At 53.5% G+C, this 1,681-nt stretch carries 1 protein-coding gene; it reads left to right on the top strand.

All coding sequences use genetic code 11. From position 1 onward, the window contains the following. Positions 1–203: 203 nt before the first annotated feature. Positions 204–1,283: a tartrate dehydrogenase gene (locus tag CSZ94_RS27205; protein ID WP_102124346.1), complete on the top strand. Its 1,080-nt coding sequence runs from the start codon at positions 204–206 to the stop codon at positions 1,281–1,283. Positions 1,284–1,681: the final 398 nt, after the last annotated feature.

Here is a 1,681-nt window from a genome sequence, read left to right as displayed (position 1 = left end):
GTGTATCGATGGTTTGCGACCGGACCCTTCGTTCCAGTTCGGCACGGTCTTCCTCGCTCAATATAATCGGCGCCGCAGTCAGCATTGCTCACCTCATCTCAAACTCAATATGTAGATGATAGCGCAGTCTTTAAATAGTGCAACCATTTCGCAAGCAGTACACTAGCATCCATCTAGCATCCATCCATAACCAGGAGAACCTCATGCCCGCACACAGAATTGCAATCATCGCCGGTGACGGCATAGGTAATGAAGTCATGCCGGAAGGGCTGCGTGTTGTCGAGGCCGCCGCTCGCCGCTTCAATATCGACCTGCAGTTCACGACGATGGCATGGGCGAATTGCGACTATTACCTCGAGCATGGCCAGATGATGCCCTCGGACTGGTTTGCCCAGCTCAAGGATTTCGACGCCATCTATTTTGGTGCCGTCGGTTGGCCGGACAAGGTGCCTGACCATATCTCGCTGTGGGGTTCGTTACTAAAATTCCGGCGCGAATTCGACGAATACGTCAACTTGCGTCCCGTGCGGCTGATGCCGGGTGTGCCGTGTCCGCTGGCGAACAAGAAGCCAGGCGATATCGATTTCTACGTGGTGCGGGAAAACACGGAAGGAGAATATTCGTCCGTGGGAGGGCGCATGTTCGAGGGGACGGAGCGCGAAACGGTGTTGCAGGAATCCGTGTTTACGCGCAAGGGCGTCGATCGCATCCTGAAGTATGCGTTTGAGCTGGCGCAAAGTCGGTCTAAAAAACACCTGACCTCGGCGACCAAGTCGAATGGCATCGCGATCAGCATGCCATTCTGGGATGAGCGAGTGGAAGCGATGGGGCCTGGTTTTCCCGATGTGCGCTGGGATAAATACCACATCGACATCCTGGCGGCCCGTTTCGTGCTCAGCCCCGAGCGCTTTGACGTGGTGGTCGCTTCGAATCTGTTTGGCGACATCCTGTCCGACTTGGGCCCCGCCTGCACGGGGACGATTGCCATCGCACCGTCGGCCAATATCAATCCGGAGCGCACTTTCCCCTCTGTATTTGAGCCTGTACACGGCTCCGCACCTGATATCTATGGCCAGAATATCGCCAACCCGATCGGCATGATCTGGTCGGGCGCCATGATGCTCGATTTCCTCGGCAATGGCGACGCCCGGTACACGGCGGCGCATGACGCGATTGTGCGCGCCATCGAACAGGTGCTCGAGCATGGCCCGCGTACGCCGGACATGGGCGGCAGCGCCAGTACGACCGAGGTGGGCATGGCTGTTGCTGAATTGCTGAAATAAAGCTTGCCGCCAGTGGGTGGCTTTGCTATAGTTCGCCTCCCCAATGAGGCGCAATCAAATGCGGCAGTTGAGGATCACCGGAAACGGCGATGAGTAGCAAAAGAAGGTGTTGACGAAACGATCTAAACGCTTCATACTCTTTCTTCTTCGCAGCTGACAAACACAACGCTTTGTCGATAGCGCGAAAGCAGTAACCGAATACCGTTCTTTAACAATTAACAGTCGATAAGTGTGGGCATTTGATGTAAGTGCAGCAGTAATCTTCGGATTACTGTAAAACTTAAAATATCAAATGTTCACAAGAAATAATGAAATAGGATACTTCTTCGGAAGTAGCCTGTCAGTTTTTTGAGTGAGCAAATCTTTTGCAATGCAAAAGATTTGGATGGTAGTGATAC

The sequence above is a fragment of the Janthinobacterium sp. ROICE36 genome, from assembly GCF_002869965.1.
Lineage (GTDB): Bacteria > Pseudomonadota > Gammaproteobacteria > Burkholderiales > Burkholderiaceae_D > Janthinobacterium.
The sequence above is the reverse complement of the archived record's forward strand: the minus strand, read 5'-3'. Positions and strand labels throughout refer to the sequence as shown.